15 protein-coding genes are annotated in these 18,465 nt (G+C 64.5%); 6 read left to right on the top strand and 9 right to left on the bottom strand.

Annotated features, from left to right (window positions below):
- Positions 1–238: 238 nt before the first annotated feature.
- From TPR58_RS02825 to TPR58_RS02795, 7 genes are all read right to left on the bottom strand, one after another.
- Complete coding sequence (locus tag TPR58_RS02825) at positions 239–433, bottom strand: hypothetical protein (RefSeq protein ID WP_346245077.1); 195 nt, start codon at positions 431–433, stop codon at positions 239–241.
- Positions 434–1,251: 818 nt separating this feature from the next.
- A complete protein-coding gene (locus TPR58_RS02820) occupies positions 1,252–1,728 on the bottom strand; it encodes a thermonuclease family protein (RefSeq protein WP_346245076.1) in 477 nt (158 codons plus the stop codon).
- 433 nt (positions 1,729–2,161) lie between these two features.
- Positions 2,162–3,886: an asparagine synthase-related protein gene (locus TPR58_RS02815; protein ID WP_346245075.1), complete on the bottom strand. Its 1,725-nt coding sequence runs from the start codon at positions 3,884–3,886 to the stop codon at positions 2,162–2,164.
- The gene (locus tag TPR58_RS02810; protein WP_346245074.1) at positions 3,883–4,536 is read right to left on the bottom strand and encodes a lasso peptide biosynthesis B2 protein; all 654 of its coding nucleotides are present in this window, start codon (positions 4,534–4,536) and stop codon (positions 3,883–3,885) included. Before TPR58_RS02810 ends, TPR58_RS02815 begins: the two co-directional genes overlap by 4 nt.
- A 57-nt stretch (positions 4,537–4,593) precedes the next feature.
- Complete coding sequence (locus TPR58_RS02805; RefSeq protein ID WP_346245073.1) at positions 4,594–4,719, bottom strand: benenodin family lasso peptide; 126 nt, start codon at positions 4,717–4,719, stop codon at positions 4,594–4,596.
- A gap of 361 nt (positions 4,720–5,080) precedes the next feature.
- Positions 5,081–6,160 (bottom strand): FecR family protein, encoded by a 1,080-nt coding sequence (locus tag TPR58_RS02800; protein WP_346245072.1) that lies wholly within the window; start codon positions 6,158–6,160, stop codon positions 5,081–5,083.
- A complete protein-coding gene (locus tag TPR58_RS02795) occupies positions 6,157–6,696 on the bottom strand; it encodes an RNA polymerase sigma factor (RefSeq protein WP_346245071.1) in 540 nt (179 codons plus the stop codon). The genes TPR58_RS02800 and TPR58_RS02795 overlap by 4 nt, the downstream gene beginning before the upstream one ends.
- Before the next feature lie 409 nt (positions 6,697–7,105).
- Between TPR58_RS02795 and TPR58_RS02790 the strand changes: the two genes are divergently transcribed.
- The 6 genes from TPR58_RS02790 (at position 7,106) to TPR58_RS02765 (ending at position 16,394) form a co-directional block, all read left to right on the top strand.
- Positions 7,106–7,321 (top strand): RNA polymerase sigma factor, encoded by a 216-nt coding sequence (locus TPR58_RS02790; protein WP_346245070.1) that lies wholly within the window; start codon positions 7,106–7,108, stop codon positions 7,319–7,321.
- Positions 7,322–7,393: 72 nt separating this feature from the next.
- Positions 7,394–8,317 carry a HEPN domain-containing protein gene (locus tag TPR58_RS02785; protein WP_346245069.1) on the top strand — a complete coding sequence of 308 codons (924 nt, stop codon included), beginning with the start codon at positions 7,394–7,396 and terminating at the stop codon, positions 8,315–8,317.
- A 103-nt stretch (positions 8,318–8,420) separates the two neighbouring features.
- Positions 8,421–11,165, top strand: a complete 2,745-nt coding sequence (locus tag TPR58_RS02780) for a hypothetical protein (protein WP_346245068.1) — start codon at positions 8,421–8,423, stop codon at positions 11,163–11,165.
- Positions 11,113–12,552, top strand: a complete 1,440-nt coding sequence (locus TPR58_RS02775; protein WP_346245067.1) for a hypothetical protein — start codon at positions 11,113–11,115, stop codon at positions 12,550–12,552. Before TPR58_RS02780 ends, TPR58_RS02775 begins: the two co-directional genes overlap by 53 nt.
- Before the next feature lie 482 nt (positions 12,553–13,034).
- A complete protein-coding gene (locus TPR58_RS02770) occupies positions 13,035–14,183 on the top strand; it encodes a hypothetical protein (RefSeq protein WP_346245066.1) in 1,149 nt (382 codons plus the stop codon).
- 51 nt (positions 14,184–14,234) lie between these two features.
- Positions 14,235–16,394 carry a hypothetical protein gene (locus TPR58_RS02765; protein WP_346245065.1) on the top strand — a complete coding sequence of 720 codons (2,160 nt, stop codon included), beginning with the start codon at positions 14,235–14,237 and terminating at the stop codon, positions 16,392–16,394.
- A gap of 269 nt (positions 16,395–16,663) precedes the next feature.
- Here the strand turns inward: TPR58_RS02765 and TPR58_RS02760 are convergent, their stop codons facing one another.
- Complete coding sequence (locus tag TPR58_RS02760; RefSeq protein ID WP_346245064.1) at positions 16,664–17,320, bottom strand: hypothetical protein; 657 nt, start codon at positions 17,318–17,320, stop codon at positions 16,664–16,666.
- On the bottom strand, positions 17,320–18,096 hold the full coding sequence (locus tag TPR58_RS02755; RefSeq protein ID WP_346245063.1) for a DNA-processing protein DprA: 777 nt from the start codon (positions 18,094–18,096) through the stop codon (positions 17,320–17,322). Before TPR58_RS02755 ends, TPR58_RS02760 begins: the two co-directional genes overlap by 1 nt.
- Positions 18,097–18,465: the final 369 nt, after the last annotated feature.

Genomic DNA, 18,465 nt, shown 5'->3' with positions numbered 1-18,465 from the left:
GAGAATCCCCGCGTGGTCGGACCTGTTCGAACCGCACCTGCCTGGTTAACTCGTTTGCGGCATCGCCCCGGGGCGGCAAGCTCAAGCGAGCTACGATGAGACCCCTGCGATGGCATGAAAACGGCGATCGACGAGGTTTTCCCATAGTTGCACCGCTGCAGACGATCAGATCGACGAGTTGGGTAGTTGCACGCCGACTGAGCGCGCTTCCGCGCTTGGACGGCCTGCGCAGACTTCACTACTGATCCCGAGGCCCGCCGTTGTGGCCTGGCTTCGTCAGCAGCCGATCCTCGACAAGCCATGCGAGGTACATCAGGACGGCGGCGCGCCAATCGAAATAGATCGCGCATCCGATGAACGCGAGGCACGACAGTGCCACCGCCAGATCCCTTCCATTCCTCACCATTGTCAGAAGAACCGCCTCGGCGAACATTCTGTTATCATGGATTAGCACATATTGCGCGCGCCGGATGTCGGCAAGGGATCCGGCAGAGGGAATCGTGTGCGATCGCCAATGTGGGAAATTTCGGCCCCCCCGCTGATCGATTGACGCGTCAGCTTCGCCAGGCGCCAGCAAATAGGCATGAAATCCCGAACCTTGATGTTGCATGCGCGGTGGCGGTTTCCAGTACAAAAAGGGCGCGCGCACGCCGCTGTGACCGTTTCCAACCGTCAGGCTTTGCTTAACTTAACAGAGGGGCGGCACGTCGTCTTTCGGCGACACGGATTGGCGGCTCGGGAAGCTCGTCGCGCATGATCGCCCGGCATGTGGTCCGGTAAATCCGGAAGCCGCACAGGCCAATCTATTTGCCCGTCGATCCACGCGCCTTCGCATGATCGGAAACTGATTATTGCGTTTTCGTAACGACTATTTAGGCTCTCCTTACGGATTGGGGGGGCAAAGAATGAGGCTGACACTCTTGGTGGGCGCTGCTGTGATGTTTGCGGCGCCTGCGGCTGCGCAAAGTGGCGCGCTCTCTACAGCACAAATCAAGCAGCGGCTGATCAAGCAATCTATCGCGAGCTATCCTGGCAATTGCCCGTGCCCCTACAACTCGGCACGCAATGGCAGCCGATGCGGTGGTCGCAGCGCCTGGAGTCGCGGCGGTGGATATGCGCCCCTATGCTTCGCAAGCGACGTTACCCCTGCGATGATCTCTCGATATCGGCAGGTAGGTGAACGGGACTGCCCTGAATCGAGCATAGGTCCGATAACGGGGCGGCCGGCAACCTGTCCGGCAACGGGATAGATTACCTGTGAGCCGCCGGAAGCGCGTCCGGGCAGAGGCGCGCTACCCGGTTCGCATCGTCCCAGTCCTTGCGGTAGACCGCCTGGCGCCGGCTGAGCTGCCAGCATGAAAGATCGCCCCTGCTGCTTCGCACGAGGGCCAATGTCCGACCATAGCGATCCTGCCCGAGCCTCTCGATGGTCAACGTCCCGCGCATCGCCGCCTGCAGGCTGGCAGCAGATGCCACAGGATCCCCGGGCGCGCATTTCCTCCCTGGGCGGCATGTCCCGGCCTTCTCGGGAGCGTCGATCGCAAGAAGCCGGATACGCTCTCCCTCGCAATTCAGCGTGTCGCCGTCGACAACCCGGCAGCCCGTCAATCTGTCGGTGGCCCACGCATCCGAAGGGGCTCGGGGAGGGGCAGGTATCGCGAAGGCACCCAACGTGATGCCGACCAGCACGGTGGTAGCGAACAGGAGGCGGAACGTTCGACGCTTCATCCTGTCGGACCTAGCGCCTCACCTGTCGCCGCAAAAGCTCGCAGCTTTCTCACCCCGCAATAGTCACGCGCCTGTAGGAGCGATCGACGCCAAGCGATAAGATGCCGCTGGCTCGGATCGGCGACCGTCACTGCCGCAATGGCTCGGGAGGTAACCGCTGCGGGTGAAGTGCCTTCCGGCGTATCGACCGGCGGCTCTTCTAGTTCCGGCAACGCACGATCGAAAGGGACCCTGGGTACCCGGCCTAATCGTCCGTGAGCCGCCGAGCTGCAAGAATCCGGAGTCGCTTGCGGCTCGACCAACCGGGTTCCCGCGAGTGTTGCCGCTTACCGAACCCAGCTCGATCACCTGCAATCCTTCCGCAGTCATCACTTTTCTCCTCTTCTGGTTCTGGCCTTCACACTTTTTCCGGCGCGCGGTCGCCTGCGCGGCTTTACGACCAGCCGCCGCACCATGCTTCGGCGTTGACGAGTTCGAGCAGGCGCACATTCTGCTCGGCGCTTGTCGACCGATCCGGCCTCAATGCTTCGTCGATCGCATTTGGATCGAGAATCCGACGAGCGACGAGCTGTCCGTCCAGCAGCCGCGCACGCAGTTCCTCGCGCGTGCGCTGGACGATCTCGCCGCAGAACGGATCGGGCGTTCCCTTGACCCTGCGCGCCAGGATCCCCTCGGGAAGCCGACCTGCAAAAGCGCTACGGACCGCGGCACGGTCGCGTCCACCTTCGCGCCATTGCCAGCTCGGAATGCTGAGGCACGCCTCGACGATCGGCTGCGCCAGCAGCGGATTGACGAGCGGAGCGATCCGGCTGCGATCCGACTCCAGGGTGAGGTGGGCGCGCAACAAGCCGGCGATATGGGCCGCTTTCCCCGGCAGCGCGCCCGGCGGCGCATCGAGCCAGCGATGCGTGAAGACGCGGTCGCTCAGCGAAGCGATCAGGTCGGGATGCAGGAAGCCGAGGCTCGGCTTCCAGACATAGGCGGCGGGCTGCCCCGCGATGCGCGCAGCCGCGCGCGTGACGCGCAGCGGCCCTGCACCGGTCTGCCGGCAGATGTCCCGCAAGGTGGCGAAAGCGCCGGCGCCCGGTCCCTCGTACAGGGCTCGGTCCGCCAGCGCCGCGGCCGACTGCGAGAAGCCGAAGACATTGTCGCCGCCATTGCCACTGAAAAAGGCGTCGGCGCCGACGCGCGCGGCGACCGCGCGGTGGGCTGCCTCATAGGGTTGGGCCTCTGCCCGGCCCACAGGAAATGGGAGATGCGCGCCAAGGGCGCGGCCGAGGTCCACATTGCCCAGGTCGTAGCGGCACGTCGCAAGCGGCAGGCCGAGTTCGGTGCACAGCGTTCCGGCAAATCCGCGCTCGTCGCCGGCCGGGTCATCGGTGTACATGGTGAGGCAGGACGCGGTCCGGCCGGCGCGTGCCAGGCACGCCGCGACGATCGAGGAATCGAGACCGCCTGACAGGCTGACCAGCGGATGCTTGTAGCGGGCCGACAATCCCGCGACACAAAGCTCGATGGTCCGGCGTAGCCTTTCGACCGTAGCGTTCGGCTCCTCGGCGCGCGGCTCGACAAAGTCCCAGGGCGACCAGCCCGGCGATGTGCGTTCGGATGCGCCGTCGAGCAGGATAGCATCGCCGGGCAGGAGTACGCTTACGCCTTCAAGCGCGGTCTCGGTCGTGGGGAGCCCGCAGCTATGGAGGAAACGTCCAAGTGCATTCCAATCGATCGCGAGCGGCTCGCCTTTCGTCTGCGCCAGCAGATCGACGTCGGAAGCGAACAATGCGGTGCGGCCTGACCGCGCGCGGTAACAAGGCAGCGAGGCCGAGGGATCGCGCAAGATCTCGACAGCGTCGCCGCGCATCAAGAGCGCAAGATAGCCGCCCCAATAGGATCGCAGCAGCGCTTGCGTGCCGTCACGTGCCAGCGTCACTTGCTCCGCTTCGCCGAATGCCTCGATCGGCCGGGCGGGGCCATGGCGATGAAACAGGGTGCCGACCACCGTCGCTTGGCTATCGATCTCGAGACAGCTGCAGGAATCGTTCACCAATATTGCGACGCTCGGGGCGGACCAGGCCAGGTGCAGGCCCGTCGCCTGCGCCGCGCAGTTCGCTGCAGGCACTGCCTCGGGGCCGACGAGCAGGAGATAGCGGGGCCTCATGGCAGCACCAGGATCGGCGTGTAGAGCCGCACATTCTCGAGATCGCCGACGATCACTGCATCGCCTGCCTGGACCCAGCTATGTGCCGCAAACGGACTGAGGCGGACTCCGAAAATCAGGGCCGTGTCCAGCCCCTGTCGCTGGCACATCCGCCGGGCTGCGATCGCGCGGGGAAGGCATTCGTCTGCCGCGCGCAGCACCATGCCGCTGGCAGCGAACGCGCTCGCGACGCTGCGGTGGCGCGTTTCGTCCAGCACAAGGTCCGTCGCGGTCAAGCTCTCTGCGACGAGGCGCGCCACGACGCTCGCGATCGAATGGCGCTTGAGGGCACGGCGTGCGCATAGCTGGCTGCCGATCGCGGCGATGACGTGCCGGAGCGGAGCGCGCCGCTTATTGCCGAGCGCGAAGTCCCTGATTGCCGGTACATGTCGGGCAGGGGGAACCGGTCCGCGGTCGCCTGGCTCGAGAATCCCGCGCGCGACGAGAGGCGCGAGGTCGCCGGTGACGACCTCCTCGCCGGCCGCCCAGCGCTGGAAAAGGCCGTCGAGTGTCTCGGGCAGGCGAAAATATCGATCGCCCTTGAGGTCGAGAAAGACTGCCTGACGCGCACAGACGCACCAGGACAGCCCGGCGCGCAGGCTGAGCGGCATGGCTGAACCTCTTATATGAGAAAGGCGCGTGCCCGTTGAGGCACGCGCCAGGTTCCATCAGTCGTCGCTGAGGCCGATCGGCTTCAGCTGGCCGTTATCCTGGTCGGCACCGCCGACGAAGAGGCCCTTGGTGTCGATGCTCACGACGCCGAGTTCGATGGTGTCTTCATTTTCGCGTTTCATGGCAGTCCTCCAAACAAGAGAAAAGTCATGGCCATGACCACTCCGAAGATAATCGGATCTGCCGGGATAAGAAGCTTATAATCCGGTTATAACGTGATTGTTTTGGCCAATCTTGCTGCGCAAGAGAGCCGGGCGGGAAAGCATGTCTTGGACACGCGCCGCCACCTTTAGCCGCGAGGCCTGGACATAATGGCGGCCACCCGGCCGCACTCGTCTGTGCGGCGCCTGGATCGCCCGCTGATATATTTACGATCCATGCCGATCCAAGCCCAATTGTCCCGAAATGACTTCATTCGCAACCTTGGGGTAAAGCCTTTTGCTCGTGCCCGCCTGGGTGCGGACGCTCGGCCTCTCCCATGGTTCAGCTGCCGCTAATGGCAGGTCCCGGCGGCGCCAGCACAATCTCCCCGGCGGGGTTGACCCCGACCTGGCGGCCGAAGAGCGCACCCAGCCGCCTGGCCAGGAGTTCGGTATCGTCGACCCGGAACCGTCCGGAGACGCGCTCGCCGGCAAGCGCTCCGTCGGTCAGATTGATCCGTCGCCCAGGCCCGCGGTTGGCGAGGGCGACCAGTTCGGCGACGCTCACCCCCTCGAACTCGCGCGCGACGGCCGCCTTCGCCGGTGTCTCGCCAATGGTCACCGCAGACGTCGCCGGGGCGTCCGACTGCGCTTCGAAGGAGACGCCTTCGCCTGCCGCCAGCTTGCGGATCGGCGGCTTTGCCGAACGCCGCTCCCGCGGCAGGGTGACATCGACCGCGCCTTGGAGCAGGCGGACATCGACCTTTCCCGCCGGCGTCAGCGCGACCTCGAAGATCGTCCCGCGCGCCGTCACGCTCCCGCCGCCGGCCTGAACGATGAAGGGGCGGCGCTCATGCGCGACCTCGAACCGGGCCTGGCCGCGCGAGAGGGCGAGGATACGCTGATCCTTGCCGACTTCGACGTCAAGGATGGTTCCGGCGCCGAGATGCACCGTCGAGCCGTCGGCCAGCCGCACGACGCGCGTCTCGCCCGCGACCGTCGTGATCCGGCGATGATCCGTGGTGGCGGCCAAGACTGTGCTCGAGTCCGCACCTGGTCCCGAGCGATGCAAGACCGCCCATCCGCCCAGGGTGATCACGCACGCGGCGATGGATGCCACTATTATCGAAGGCACCCTGCGTCGCTCGGCGGGCGCGAGAGCGGGCACAGGCTGATGCGTGCGTTCGGGGTCGGCCGAGCCCCCGGGGACGGGCTGGCGTGGCTCCGAGAGCAGCTTGCCCATCGCGAAGATCTCGGCGGCGCGGTTGTACGCGGCCAGGTGCCCGGGTCCCCGGGCAAGCCATGTTTCGAATTCGGCACGGCTGCCCTCGGCATCGGGGCCGCGAAGCCGCGCGAACCAATGCGCGGCCTCGCGCTCGAGGGTTTCGCGATCTTCACCTGCCGGCCCGCCGGCGATGGTCATTGTCCCAGGTCCTTGCCGATCCGCACCAGCGCCTCGCCGACATGCCATTCGACGGTGCGGATGCCGATGCCGAGCTGAGTCGCGATTTCCTTGTAGCCCAGCTCGTCGGCACGGTGGAGCAGGAACACCTGCCGCGTGCGCGGTGGCAGCGCATCGACGGCGGCCCGGTAGCGCTCGCGCATCTGAGTCAGCTCGATGGCATCCTCCTGGGTGGCCCGGGCCGCGGGTTCGTTCATCTCGTCGATCGGCACATGGGCGGTCCGGTTCGACACCCGGCGCGACCGGTCGATCAACAGGTTGCGCACGATCCGGTTGAGGAACGCCTCCGGCTGGCGCAGGCCCTCCCGGGCATCTGAGCCGAGCAGTCGCGAGAATGCGTCCTGCACCAGGTCGTTCGCTTCCTCGCGCGATCGCAGGCGCGCATCGAGCCAGCGCCGCAGGCGCGGTGCCTGCTCGCGGTAGAGCGTATCGAAGCGTGCCTCACCGCTGCCGCTTCGAACGCCGGCCTCGCCAGGATCCTCGTCAGCCTGCCGCATTCGCGTCACCGCGGGCAGCTGCCGCCGCGCATCGCGCGGGCGTGGAAATAGTGTCGCACGAGAAGCTGTCTCGTGCCGGGCGGTGCCTCAGAGGATTACCCCCGACCGTCATGGCCGGAAGCGCTTGATGCCTGGCGGTCAGTCCGCAGCGGGCTGCCGGCTCGATACCGCGCTGCACGTCCGAGTCTGCGTCAGTTCGCAGGCGTTCGCAACAGGTGACTGGCGGTGCGGGGTATCGCCTCTTCCGCCGGAGGGGGCCGTGCGCCGCGTGTCGGGCACGCCGCGGTATCCCGCAACCCGGCGATGCCGGGTGCTCCGCTTCGCTTCGCCCTGCGGTGCGGGCCGCCGCTCACGGCGTGCCCGGTGCGCGTGCTGTCGGCCCCTTCCGGCCGGCGGAAGGAGCGTTCCGATGACCGAGGTATGTCCCGAACCAGCTGCACGACTGCGCGAAGCGCTTGACGCGCTGCCATGGAGCGAGCGCAGGGTGTTCGAGCTTCACGCGGTCGATGGCCTGGATTATCCGGCAATTGCCGAGCGTCTCGCGATCAGCGTTGCCGAGGTCGAACAGCTATTGGCATCGGCGCTGATACGGCTCGGGCGCCACCTATCATCAGACAACCGATGAGAAGGCTCGAAAGTGGCGCATGATTACCCTTCCCGCGGTTGCATCGCTGCCTCACGCGTCTAGGATTTTTCAATGCGTACCGATCTCGACCACCTGCCACCGGCCAAGCAGCGCGAGCTTGAGCGCGTGGTGCAGATCCTGTTCGAGGAGTTCAGGGATGCGACCGCGAGCGCCACGGTCGAGTGGAAGCGCCAGGCGCGCATCCTCAAGGTCATCCTCTACGGCAGCTATGCGCGCGGCGGCTGGGTGGACGAGCCGCACACCGCGAAGGGCTATCAGTCCGACTTCGACCTGCTGATCATCGTCAATCATGACAAGCTGACCGACAGGGCAGCCTTTTGGTCGACGGCCGAGGATCGTCTGAACCGTGAGCTTGCGGTCACGAAGACGCTGCGCACGCCGGTCAACTTCATCGTGCATACGCTGCACGAGGTTAATGACGGGCTGGCGCATGGGCGCTACTTCTTCATGGACGTCGCGCGGGACGGGATCGCGCTGTACGAGAGTGACAGCACGGAGTTGCACCAGCCCAAGCCGAAGACGCCGCAGCAGGCACTCGCGATGGCGGAGGAATATTTCGCGGATTGGTTTCCTGCTTCGATGCAGCGCTTTGAACTCGCCAAGCTTGGCTTGGAGCGCGGCTTCCTAAAGCCAGCGGCGTTCGATCTGCATCAGACTTCGGAGTTCCTGTACCACTGCGCACTGCTGGTCTGCACCTTCTATACGCCGCACGTTCACAATCTTGGCTTCCTCCGTGCCCAGGCCGAACGCATTGATCCGTGTCTAATCGACGCTTGGCCGCGCGACACTCGCGTAGACCGCGGTCGCTTTGAGAAGCTAAAGGAAGCCTATGTTAAAGCGCGTTATTCAAAGCATTACCACATTACGGCGGACGAGCTGGCCTGGCTAGCCGGTCGTGTGGAGGCACTAGGTCACGCAGTTCGGGTTATTTGCGAGGAGCGTATTGGAGCCTTGAGGCGTAGCGCCGCAGCTTGATAGGTGGCGCCCGCGCTAAGTCAACGGCGGCTTTGCGTCTCAATCTGGGCCGTTGCGGCCCATCGGGGGAAAGCGTGAGCAGACAAGCTTGTTGATAGCTTGGATGGCCGACAGCCGCGACATGATGGGCAAGCGATGGGGGGTGCATGCGAAGCGGCATCGGAAGGCGAGCCCAACGGTCCGGAATTCGAACCCCGGCAGCCATGATCGGATGGTGCCGCGTCGCCCCACGTACCAAAACGCCGATTACAACGCCGTAGCACTTGCCCGCGACTGCCATCCTGCCGAATATGCATTAATGCTCGGCCGACACGACTTCGACGAGGCGATCGCCAACGGGGAGCGGAACCGCGAGGCGATCCAGCTCATCCTGAACTGGTGCGGAAACGCGAAGGTAGTATGCGACGCCCGCGGCATGCTCGCTATGCACACAGGTCTCCCGATCGGACACCACCACATCCAGTGCGATTTCGCCGACAATGGCGGCACGTCCTCCTTCTACGAGGTTTCAGATGTGGCTCTCGATTTCCACGACCGGAATTGTGTGGGCTGTGGGCACCGCAAGCCAATGCGCCTGCCCAACATCAGCAAGTTTCTCGCCGCGCGCGAGCGTCGGCGCGAACTACGCGCGGCCGAGGCCGCGAGAGCCGAGGCCGCGAACGCCGCAGCGCTCGCCGCGCGGGACGAGACCAGACGCCGTCTCAAGGAACGGCTCTCGCCGATCGGTCAGACGCTTGTCGATGACATCGCCCTCTTCGACCGCGATGCCTCTGAGGAAAACCTGCAGCGGCTCATGGCCAGCGCCCGGATGGCGCCCGAGCATTTCACCGGCGACCTGCAGGCGTACATACTCGATGTCTGCGAGACCGAGCGCTGGCTCGATGGCCCCGCGCTCGAGATCCTAGAAACCCTCGGGACCGATTCGGTACGCCTGGCGGCCGTGGCGGCGAAGGCGCTTGCGGCCGGGACGCACCGGGCGCTGGCAGCCCGGGTGCTCCTGCCGCTCGTCGAGCATCTCAGCCCCGACGACGCCCAGGCCTCCGTGCACGGCGCGATCGACCTCGCGGAACCGGACCACCGCGATTTCCTCGCGCGAGGACGCACTCGGGATCCGGCCCTCCTACGACGTCTCTACGAGATGCATCAAGATGCCGTGGACCAGGCGATTGGCCTGCTCCTCTCGTCGGGCGAGACGTGGCCGGCCGAGAGCGCCGGCCGGGGCGTCGGCGCTCTGCTGCCCGACCATCCGGCAGCCGCGGACCGCCATGCCCGCTCCCTGATCGCGACGTACGTCCGCGCCCGCCTCCTCGTGCGCGACTTCGACGAACTGCATGGGGATCTGTATGCGGTCCGGAGCGCGGTCGTCGCGGCCTTCGACGTCAGGCCCGCAACGGTGGACGCATTGCTTCAGGATTACATCGGTGTTACCGGAAGCGACTTCACCAAGCGAGTTCACGACCTCTACGCGCGATCCCTGCGGACCGGCCACGACGACCGCCTCTCGCCAGAGTCGGAGCGCGCGAGGATCTCGTTCCGGCGGCTGATCTGGGCGACGACCGGTCCGTTCGATCAGGGGATCATGGAGAATGCGGTCGAGGCCTTCCGCGGCCACACGCGTGACCTGGTTCCACTCGCCGCCGCCGAAACCGACGCGGTGCTCGGCGCGACGCTGCTACTCGCCGAGCGATACCGCGAACTGGAGAACGCTCCGCTCGACGCGATGCATCCGATGGGGCGGATCGAACGGAACAACGACCTCGGCTGCTATCGATCCCTGATGAAGGCGCTCACGCGCCTCGCGGCCGAGGCGGCGCTCGCAGACATGGCGCTCCTGCCGAAGCTCGACGGCTTCCTGACTGCCATCCCGGAGGGTCACGAGCTTCTGCGCAGCATCGCCATCGAGACGTTCTCGGCGATCGCCGACGACGCTGCAGGTCTGGCGACGTATCTTCCGCACCTCTACCGGGCGATGGTCGGCCCCTCGTCGCTCGAACGCGCCGGAGCGGCCGCCGCAATCGGCAAGCTGGGAAACACGGCGCTCGGCAACCTGCCCACGCTCGTTTTCGAGGCGTTCGTGCCCCTGCTCCACGACAACTTCGTGATCGTGCATAAGTACGCCGCGAGGGCGCTCAGGTCGTCGCTCCTCCCGGACGAGTTGCGCATGCGGGCGCTCTGGGCCCTACTTGACCTGATCCGCCACTACCGAACGCAGAGCGACGAGGACAACTTCGTGATGGAGTGTGTGCGGACGCTAGCCGGCTCGGCCGATGCATTCGGCAAGGATAGCGGCGCCATCCGCCGATGGCTGATAGGCGTGTGCATGGACGTCGAGCCGATCTACCTGCAGTCCGACATCCGAAGCATCGTCCACACATTGGGCACCGAGGCCAACTTCGCCAGGCTGGTCATCCGGCTGCTGCCGCATATGGTCGACCGCTACAACAACAGCGATCGTGCCCAAGAACTTGTAATGGGACTTTCGCCATCAGCCATCGCAGCCCATTCGGCGGAGTTCGAGGCGGTCGGCCTCGAGCTCGCGAAGACCGACCAGTGGGTCACCCTGGTGGTGGTCGACGCGCTGGCCCGGTCGGGCGCCACCGCCGCCGCAGCACGGGTGGCGCGGGCCCGAATCGACGGTTTCGAGGACAATCCGAGTAACCGCATCGCTCGGCTGTTCGGCGAGAAGGTCGAGCTGGCGTTCGCGCTGGAGGCAGCCGTCGAAGCGGACGAGTACGGCGGAGTCGCCGAGGTCTCGACAAGGTGGAACGATATAGAAGAGGAGTTGAAGGCCCGTCGTGACGAACAGCGTGAGCGTGATAGTCGAGCAGCTCGTACCCTCCCGGATTGACGCGATCGACGCGCTCCGGCGCGTCGATGCCACCGGTGCAGACCTCAGGGTCTCGGCGACAAGGGCGGCGGAGATCGCCAAAGGTCTCGGTCGAATGCCTGGGGCGAAGGACTGGCGGGCGCTGGATCTGGCGCTCGAGACCGTCGCGCTCCTCACCGAGTGGGCGGCCGCGGTGGAGACCGCCGAGGCCGATGCCGAACGATACCTGCGCGCCGCGCGCCAGAAGCTTAAGGCACTGAACGGCGAAAGCGAACCGAGCGAATACCACGCGACCGTCACCGCACTCCTCGACCCGATCACCGCCGCGATCGAACCCGAGGATGTGGCCCGGCTCCGCGGCAGTCTCGCGGCGGTCACCCTACCGGTCGCGATCCTCGCGGATCCAGTGCCTGAGTATCCCAGGTTCGCCGACGACCCCATCCCAACAAGGGACGACCTCGCGGTTGCGTTCCTGGAATTCACCATCGACCGCTTTCCTGCCGCTAACCTCCACGCTCTGCGCCCGAACCAGGTACACGACCTCGGCCTCATCATACGCGTGTCGCGCTGGCCGCAAGATGCCGACAGGCTCGACATAACGCCGGTCTCGGTCGAGCCGCCATCCGTCTGGGACCTCCCGCGCTTCACCTTTCCGCGACCGGACGGCGACCCGCCCTACACGTTCCAGGCCGACCAGCGGATGATCATCCACGCGGCACAGGGTTTCGACGCGAGGCCGCTTGAGTTTATCTACGCCGCGCAATTCCAGCCCAGCGCGGCCGACGAGAAGGTGGTGGTCGCAGGCCAGCGCCGGCTGCGCCTCGATGGGATCGGAGCGGAGGGACAGGCGGTGTCCGGCTACGGCGAGCTGGATCGCAGCATACTCGATGTTCGTCAGGCGCTGCGCGGCGATCCGATGATTCCCGAGGACGACGTCCGCAGCGTGATGTTGCTCCTGCCGTACCTCGCCAACCTTGCCGGAGCCTCGGTGCAGGACGCGCTTTACCCAAGCCCCGTCGACGAGGCCACGTTTGAGAAGGACGTGCGCGATCGCCTGCGCGGCGTCCCGAGCATCGGTGGGGCTCTGGAGCAGCAGGCGTACGCAGCCGGCGGAAGGACCGATCTGTCGTTCCGTGGGGTGCGGCTCGAACTCAAGAGCGAGCGGTCCAAGCGGCTGCTGCCGGCGGACTGCGAGCGCTTCGCCGAGCAGGCAGCCATGTACGCGGTGGGAACCGGTAAGCGCGTCGCCGTGCTATGCGTGCTCGACTGTAGCCGAAAGACCGCCACGCCGCTGCCGCTCGGGTCCTGCCTGTTCCTGCATAGTCACGACACTGGCGCCGGTATCGTCAGCGTGGTGACGGTGCTGGTGCAGGGCGGTTTCCCGAAGCCCAGCGCGTTCTCGCGGTGACCGGACCGCCGAAATACTTTGGCAAGTCGGGCGTCGTCCTGGTCGATGGCAACGTGCACCCGTTGAGTATAATCAACCAGTTCGCGAAGGTCTCGACCGGTCCAACCGCAAGCACCACTTTGTATCGATCACCTACGGATGAAGGACAGCTCCAGGATTAGCGGTCTGGGCAGCGAACGGCTGAGATTGGGGCGCACCCCCACCAGCCAGTCTGCGGAGTGTGACCGGCGGCTTTCGGCTTGAGCGACATACCGATCGCAGGAGCCGAACGGCGTATTTTCGTCGCATTTTGACGCTCGACCTGCGCGCGCTCGAGGAATCGGCAACCATACCGGTGACGACCGAATAGACGCTGACGCGGGATGGGCAGCGCCTCGTGCCCGTGGTTGAGCAGATCAGTGGTTTCGGCCCGTGCTCAAGGCGGTTGCGACAGCGGAGAACGGTGGATAGGGGACGCTTGCCGACGCCACGAAGGTAAAGCAATGCAACTTTCAAGCTTCATGACGGTCTCGGCGGCAGAGGACTTTCTCCGCCGCACTCAAGCCGGCACGGTCGGCAAGCTTCAGATTCCGACGCGCGCGAGACACCACGCCGCAGGCGGTGAGGCTGCGTTCGTCCAGGCGGTGTCGACTTGGGCGAATGAGGCGGATCCGGCGGTCCTCGTGAGCTACGCTGAAGGCCCGGGCGACGAGGTGCAGATTGAAAGGCTCGTCAGCAGGCTCCACGGCCTGGTTGGCATATTGGTTGCGGATGCGATTTCGAGCATCCGGGGCCCTGATCTCACAGAGGTTCTCCGACAGGCGGCGCTCGACCGCCTCTCGATTCTGCAGTCTGAAACGCCCGAGGATGGGTCAAGGGGGCCGCAGCTGGAAATCATCTGCTTCGACCACCTCGCCAAGAGCAATCCAAGTTCCTTCTATGCACCGGACGAGCAAGGCGTGCTCCAGGTCAGGAGGTTGCCTGCCTTCAACCTGTTCGCGGCAGAGGTTATAAAGGAACTGATCCCGTCGACACTCTCTCGAGGGATACCGGACGGTTTTACCTCGGCATTGGGCGGTGCATTGCACGAGCTATTTCGCAATACCGAGGAGCATGGCCGCGCGACCGATAGCGGGAACGTCCCGGCGAAATCGGTGCGGGGTTTCCACGCCCGTCGTCATTCGATCACACCTACGACATTGCCAACGCTCGCCGCCGACGCCAAACCGTTCTCCGACTATTTCTCGCGGTTGCGTCCGGCGCGGGCGGGCAGTCGAGACATCCAGCTGATCGAGCTCTCAGTGTTCGACACAGGGCCAGGCATGGCCGCCAGTCTCTCCGGCCGGCCTCTCGCCTCGATTGATCGGGACGAAGAGCGCATGTTGGTCCGACGGTGCTTCGGCAAGAACGTCTCCCGAAAGTCGATCTCTTCGGCAGGGCTCGGTCTGCCCACCGTAATTGACCTTCTGCGCGAGCGAAATGGCTTCCTGCGGCTTCGGACTGGCAGGCTTTCGCTGTTCAGCGATCTCGGGCTCGAAGATCGGCGTGAGTTCGGCGATCTTCCCGAGCTGTGCGACTGGGCTGACCCTAACGGCGATGTTGCGCCAGTTGCCGGTACGCTTTTCACACTCCTCTTTCCCCTGGGGGTCTAGGTCTTGCGCCCATTCTACTCCCTTCGCCTCGAGAGGCGGGCGAAGGCCCACGTGATCGACACGTTCGTCGTCTTCCTGGCCGCAGACGTGCTTCCCGCCGACACGCTCGTCGCGCTCATCGACGCCGAGGTCGAACGGAACCTCGTGCCGGACGATGTCGTACTCGTCGTCAGGGAGACCAGCCGTGCGGCCGCGGTAGCGGCGATCCGGAATGATCGCGATCTGAAGCGCCTCCGCCACCGGCTTACCCCGCATGCGACCGTCACCGTCATCGGCTTCGACCGGAAGGGTGCGGAGGCCGGCCGCGATGTCGCGATCGGTGACGGGGAGGAGAGCGGCATCACGCTTGAGGAGATCGCGAGGCGGTCCGCCACCGCGATCTTCCTAGATCACGGCGGCTTCGTTGAGGCCAGTGCCAGCTATCATTTCCGCAATCCGTCGGGGCGTCACACCGATCGCTTCATGCGGTTGTCCAACCTTCTGGTGCGCCACGCAGAGATCTCGATCATCGCGATGGCGCTTCTACCGCTCATCCCGGACAATGCGGTGCAGGCGCATATCGACACACCTTCTATGTTCGCGCTCGTCGCGGCCGTGAACGAACATCTCAGCGTTCTCCAACCGGGACGCCAGCCGCTACAGTGCGACAGCTTCCGGTCCTATCTGGGCGTCGCGAGCTACGACTTCGGCAGAAGCGAGACCGCGATCGTCCTCATTTCGGCGACGTCGAGCGGCAGTTTGGGTTCCATCGTCGAGGCGCGGAAGGTCGATCGCTCCCGAATCGCGCATGTGCTTTACCTTGGAGCCTCGTCGCCGCGGTTCCCGTCGGCGGTCGATCTCTCGTACGACAAATGGCTGAATCCGCTGGGCATCACGGAGGCACGCGAAACCTATCGGGAGCCTGACTGCGCCATGTGCGACGCGGGATCTATCGCCGTTGATCTGCGCGGCGACCAGTTCGATCTCAGTGGTCCGGAATTTGAGCCGATCACGCTCAACAAGAATGATGCGTCCGATCGCCTCGCGCCGACGATGGATCGGCTTGCCGGGTCCGCTGCGTTCGGTGTGTCGCTTGCGGCAGGTGCGACGGCTCGACAGTATGTCGTCGACGCAGACAGGCTCTTGCAGGCGCCAGGATTCGCGAAGCGTCTTGACTATTTCGCAAAGACCCATGTGCCGTCGAGCACAAGCGAATGCATCATTCTGAATGACGATTCGAGGCTTTTTGCTGAGGATCTGATCAATAAAGCGGGCATCAAGCCTGTGTTCGTTACGCGCTCTGACATCGACGCCCTCGATCGGGCCGATTTATTAAACGGTGTGCCGTTGAACGGCTCACCGATCGTGATTGCTGCCGCAGTGATCGAGAGCGGGAGAGCACTCCTCGACATCAGCCGTGATCTCCGCAAGGTCCGACCGAGCTCTCCGCAGATTTATGTGGTCGGGTTGGTGAAGTCGGCCAGCGCGGCCGGGCGGCAGCATCTCGAGAAAACGCTTATTCAAACCCAGGAGCCGAGTCAGCATAGGTTCGCTGCGATCGAGGAACTGATACTGCCGTCCGGCGGAGGCCCGAACGCCTGGCAGGCCGAGCTAGCATTTCTCGACGACGCTGTCGTGCGCGGCGCTACACTCTCGGAATCCCTTCAGGCAAGACTGGCCCTGCTCCGAAAAACTTCGGATCCTCTTACGAACGAACTGTTCGTCGCCGGGGGGGCGACCCCGTTGGTGCTGCAACCAGGTTTCGTCTTCTGGCCGGCGGAGTTGCCCGAGCGGACCACCGCAACGCCCACCCAGGCGGACGTGTTCTATACGATCAGTAACGTCTTGCAAAAGCTGCGCACCACGGCGCCTAAGCCCGGCGCACGGGTGCTGCGCGCGAACTGGTTTCAACAGACGCTGCTCGACCCCTCGAATCTCGGTCGGTTCAACGACGGCGTCATACAGGCCAGCCTGCTTCGCGCCGCCAGGCCCACCGAGATCGATTTCTCAGGCGAGGCCGGGGCGCGGCTGGACGCAGGGCGGATCGTCGGACGCATCATCGATGGCGCCCACCGGCCGAGAGGCGAGGCCGCGGCGGAGGCGCTCATAGCCCTTGGTAGCGGGCGTCTGCGCCTTCCGACCGTAAATCTGACACAGATCTTGGTGCAGAACCCGTCGCACCCTCCGCTCGTTGCCGAGCTTGTAGGGCTCTGCCGAGCCAGATTGCTCTAATACGCGAGCGTGGGCCGTCGACGGCTTCCATTTCGCGCAGCCCAGATTGTCAGAAGAAAAGGTCGGACCGGCGAACGGGTTGGCTTTAACCCTGCGGCGCCCAGCAGCTAAGTCTCTTCCTCAATACCGTCAGTGTCATTGGAAGAACCGTTCCGTGCTCAAAGCAGGCGGCACGGCCAAGCCGGGTCCCCACCAGCGATCGCAGGACACGCCACGAGATGGTGCATCGCCACGGGTGAACGACAGTTTCGGAAAGGTAGGACGTCCGCTTAGTCGAACAAGCCACCCCCATCAGGCACGCACTCCGACGGCGGGTTCAGCATTTTGTCGGGCTTCTCGTGAACCGTCCTTCCGATGACGAAGATGTCAGAGATGTCGATACCGTGCTGTCGCAAATAGCGCGCAGCCGCCCTCGAATGCGCCCCGGTAGTGTAAACGTCGTCGATCAGCACCGCAGCGTTAATTCCTGCTAGACTAGTTGAGCGCAGATTCGCTTTGATGGCCTCCTCATTGCGCCCGCCGCCGGCGGAACTCTTTAGCAGCTCCTTCGCGAAGTAAAGCACCGGCCGTGCGACGAAGCCCGGCACGAGAGCGGCAATTGCATCAGCTAATTTGGCGCCTGTGTACTGCAATGCCGGGTCAGTGCACGTCGACGATGGTATGGGAATGATCGCGACGTCTTCGTATCCGGCATCTACAATGGCCTTAGCGATGCTGCGGCTGCTGACGTGAAGAGCGGCGGCGCGGCCCGCTGCCGTATTCTCAACCCTGTATTCCGACCCGCCCTGTGTCACGATCGAGTGGCCGTTGAAGGGCAGGCCCTTTACGGCCTTTACGAGGTTGCGCGCGGTATAGTGAGAACTCTCCCACTTCTCGGTCCATGTTTCGCTGTTACCGCGGTAGTTGCAAATTGCGTAGAGACGCATCAGGCAGCTGACCCGTAGATCTTATGCAGCAGCTCCTCAGTACTCTCCAGCACGACGCACTTTTCGTAGCTCTTAAATTTCGCTGGCCACGTTAGGCGCGGGTCCTCAACGACCCCTTTTGAAATACCCAGCCACCGGCCAAGCCGCACGCATTCGGCCGCTTGATGCAGCGTCCCTGAGCTTTCCGATGCCTCGATGATGACGCTGGCATCGGACAGGGCGGCCATCGTGCGATTGCGGGCAGGGAAGCTGGAGGGGAACGTTCGCTCACCGGCCGGGAATTGAGAAATCAGCAAGTGCCGGTCGTAAATCTCTTCCTGGAGTCGCGCATTGCTCGCCGGGTATGCTTTATCAAGCGGGGTACCGATGACGGCGACGACCGAACCACCATTGCGGAGTGCACTCGTCAGGGCGTGAGTGTCGACGCCCTCAGCCAATCCGGAAACCACCACGACGCCGGCCTCGACCAGCTCGCGGGCGATTCGCATCGCGCGCTTCCTGCCAATCTCGCTCACATTGCGGGTGCCAATGACGGAGACCGCCGGTCGCTTCAACAGGTTCAAATCGCCTGCGTAGAAGATGGGCAAGCCATCGACCGCATCTGGCTTCATGCCGCGATCGAGCAGGCTGAGCTGACTAGGCTCGAGGTTGCCCCGATGGGTTTCGCGCAGGATCGCACGAAGCGAGGTCTCTTCGACTTTGAGCGGGCCCTGATAGCGTGGCGTCCGCCCGCCGAGGCCGGATGTCCGTGACCCGTGGGCCAATGGCAGGTTCACCTCAGTTGCTCCCCATCAAGGGCCCCGTAGGCCCTTGCCGTACGAATCATGCACTACTTTGCGGTTATCGTAAACACGCGCTCTCGACTGAGCGGTGCCCGGTCCTGCGGGGTCACTCAGTTCTGTGAAATGCGCAGGCTCCGCCTCTTTGAACTGGACGGCGGCAGCGTCGTAATCCCCCCGGCCGCACGTGGCGGTTGCCCGTGTACCAGGTTATAACTCATAAATGACGGCGTTGGTCCTGAACGTCATTGCAGAATTCTGCATCACCACGCCAGCGCAACTGGTCCGCCATTAGAGAGGGCCGTTTGACAGGCCTCACAGAGGTCTTCTAGGTATTTGTTGAACAGTGGTTGAGGCCCGTTCGGA

The organism is Sphingomonas rustica (assembly GCF_039652585.1).
Classification (GTDB): Bacteria; Pseudomonadota; Alphaproteobacteria; order Sphingomonadales; family Sphingomonadaceae; genus Sphingomonas; species Sphingomonas rustica.
This window is presented reverse-complemented; position numbering and strand designations above follow the sequence as displayed.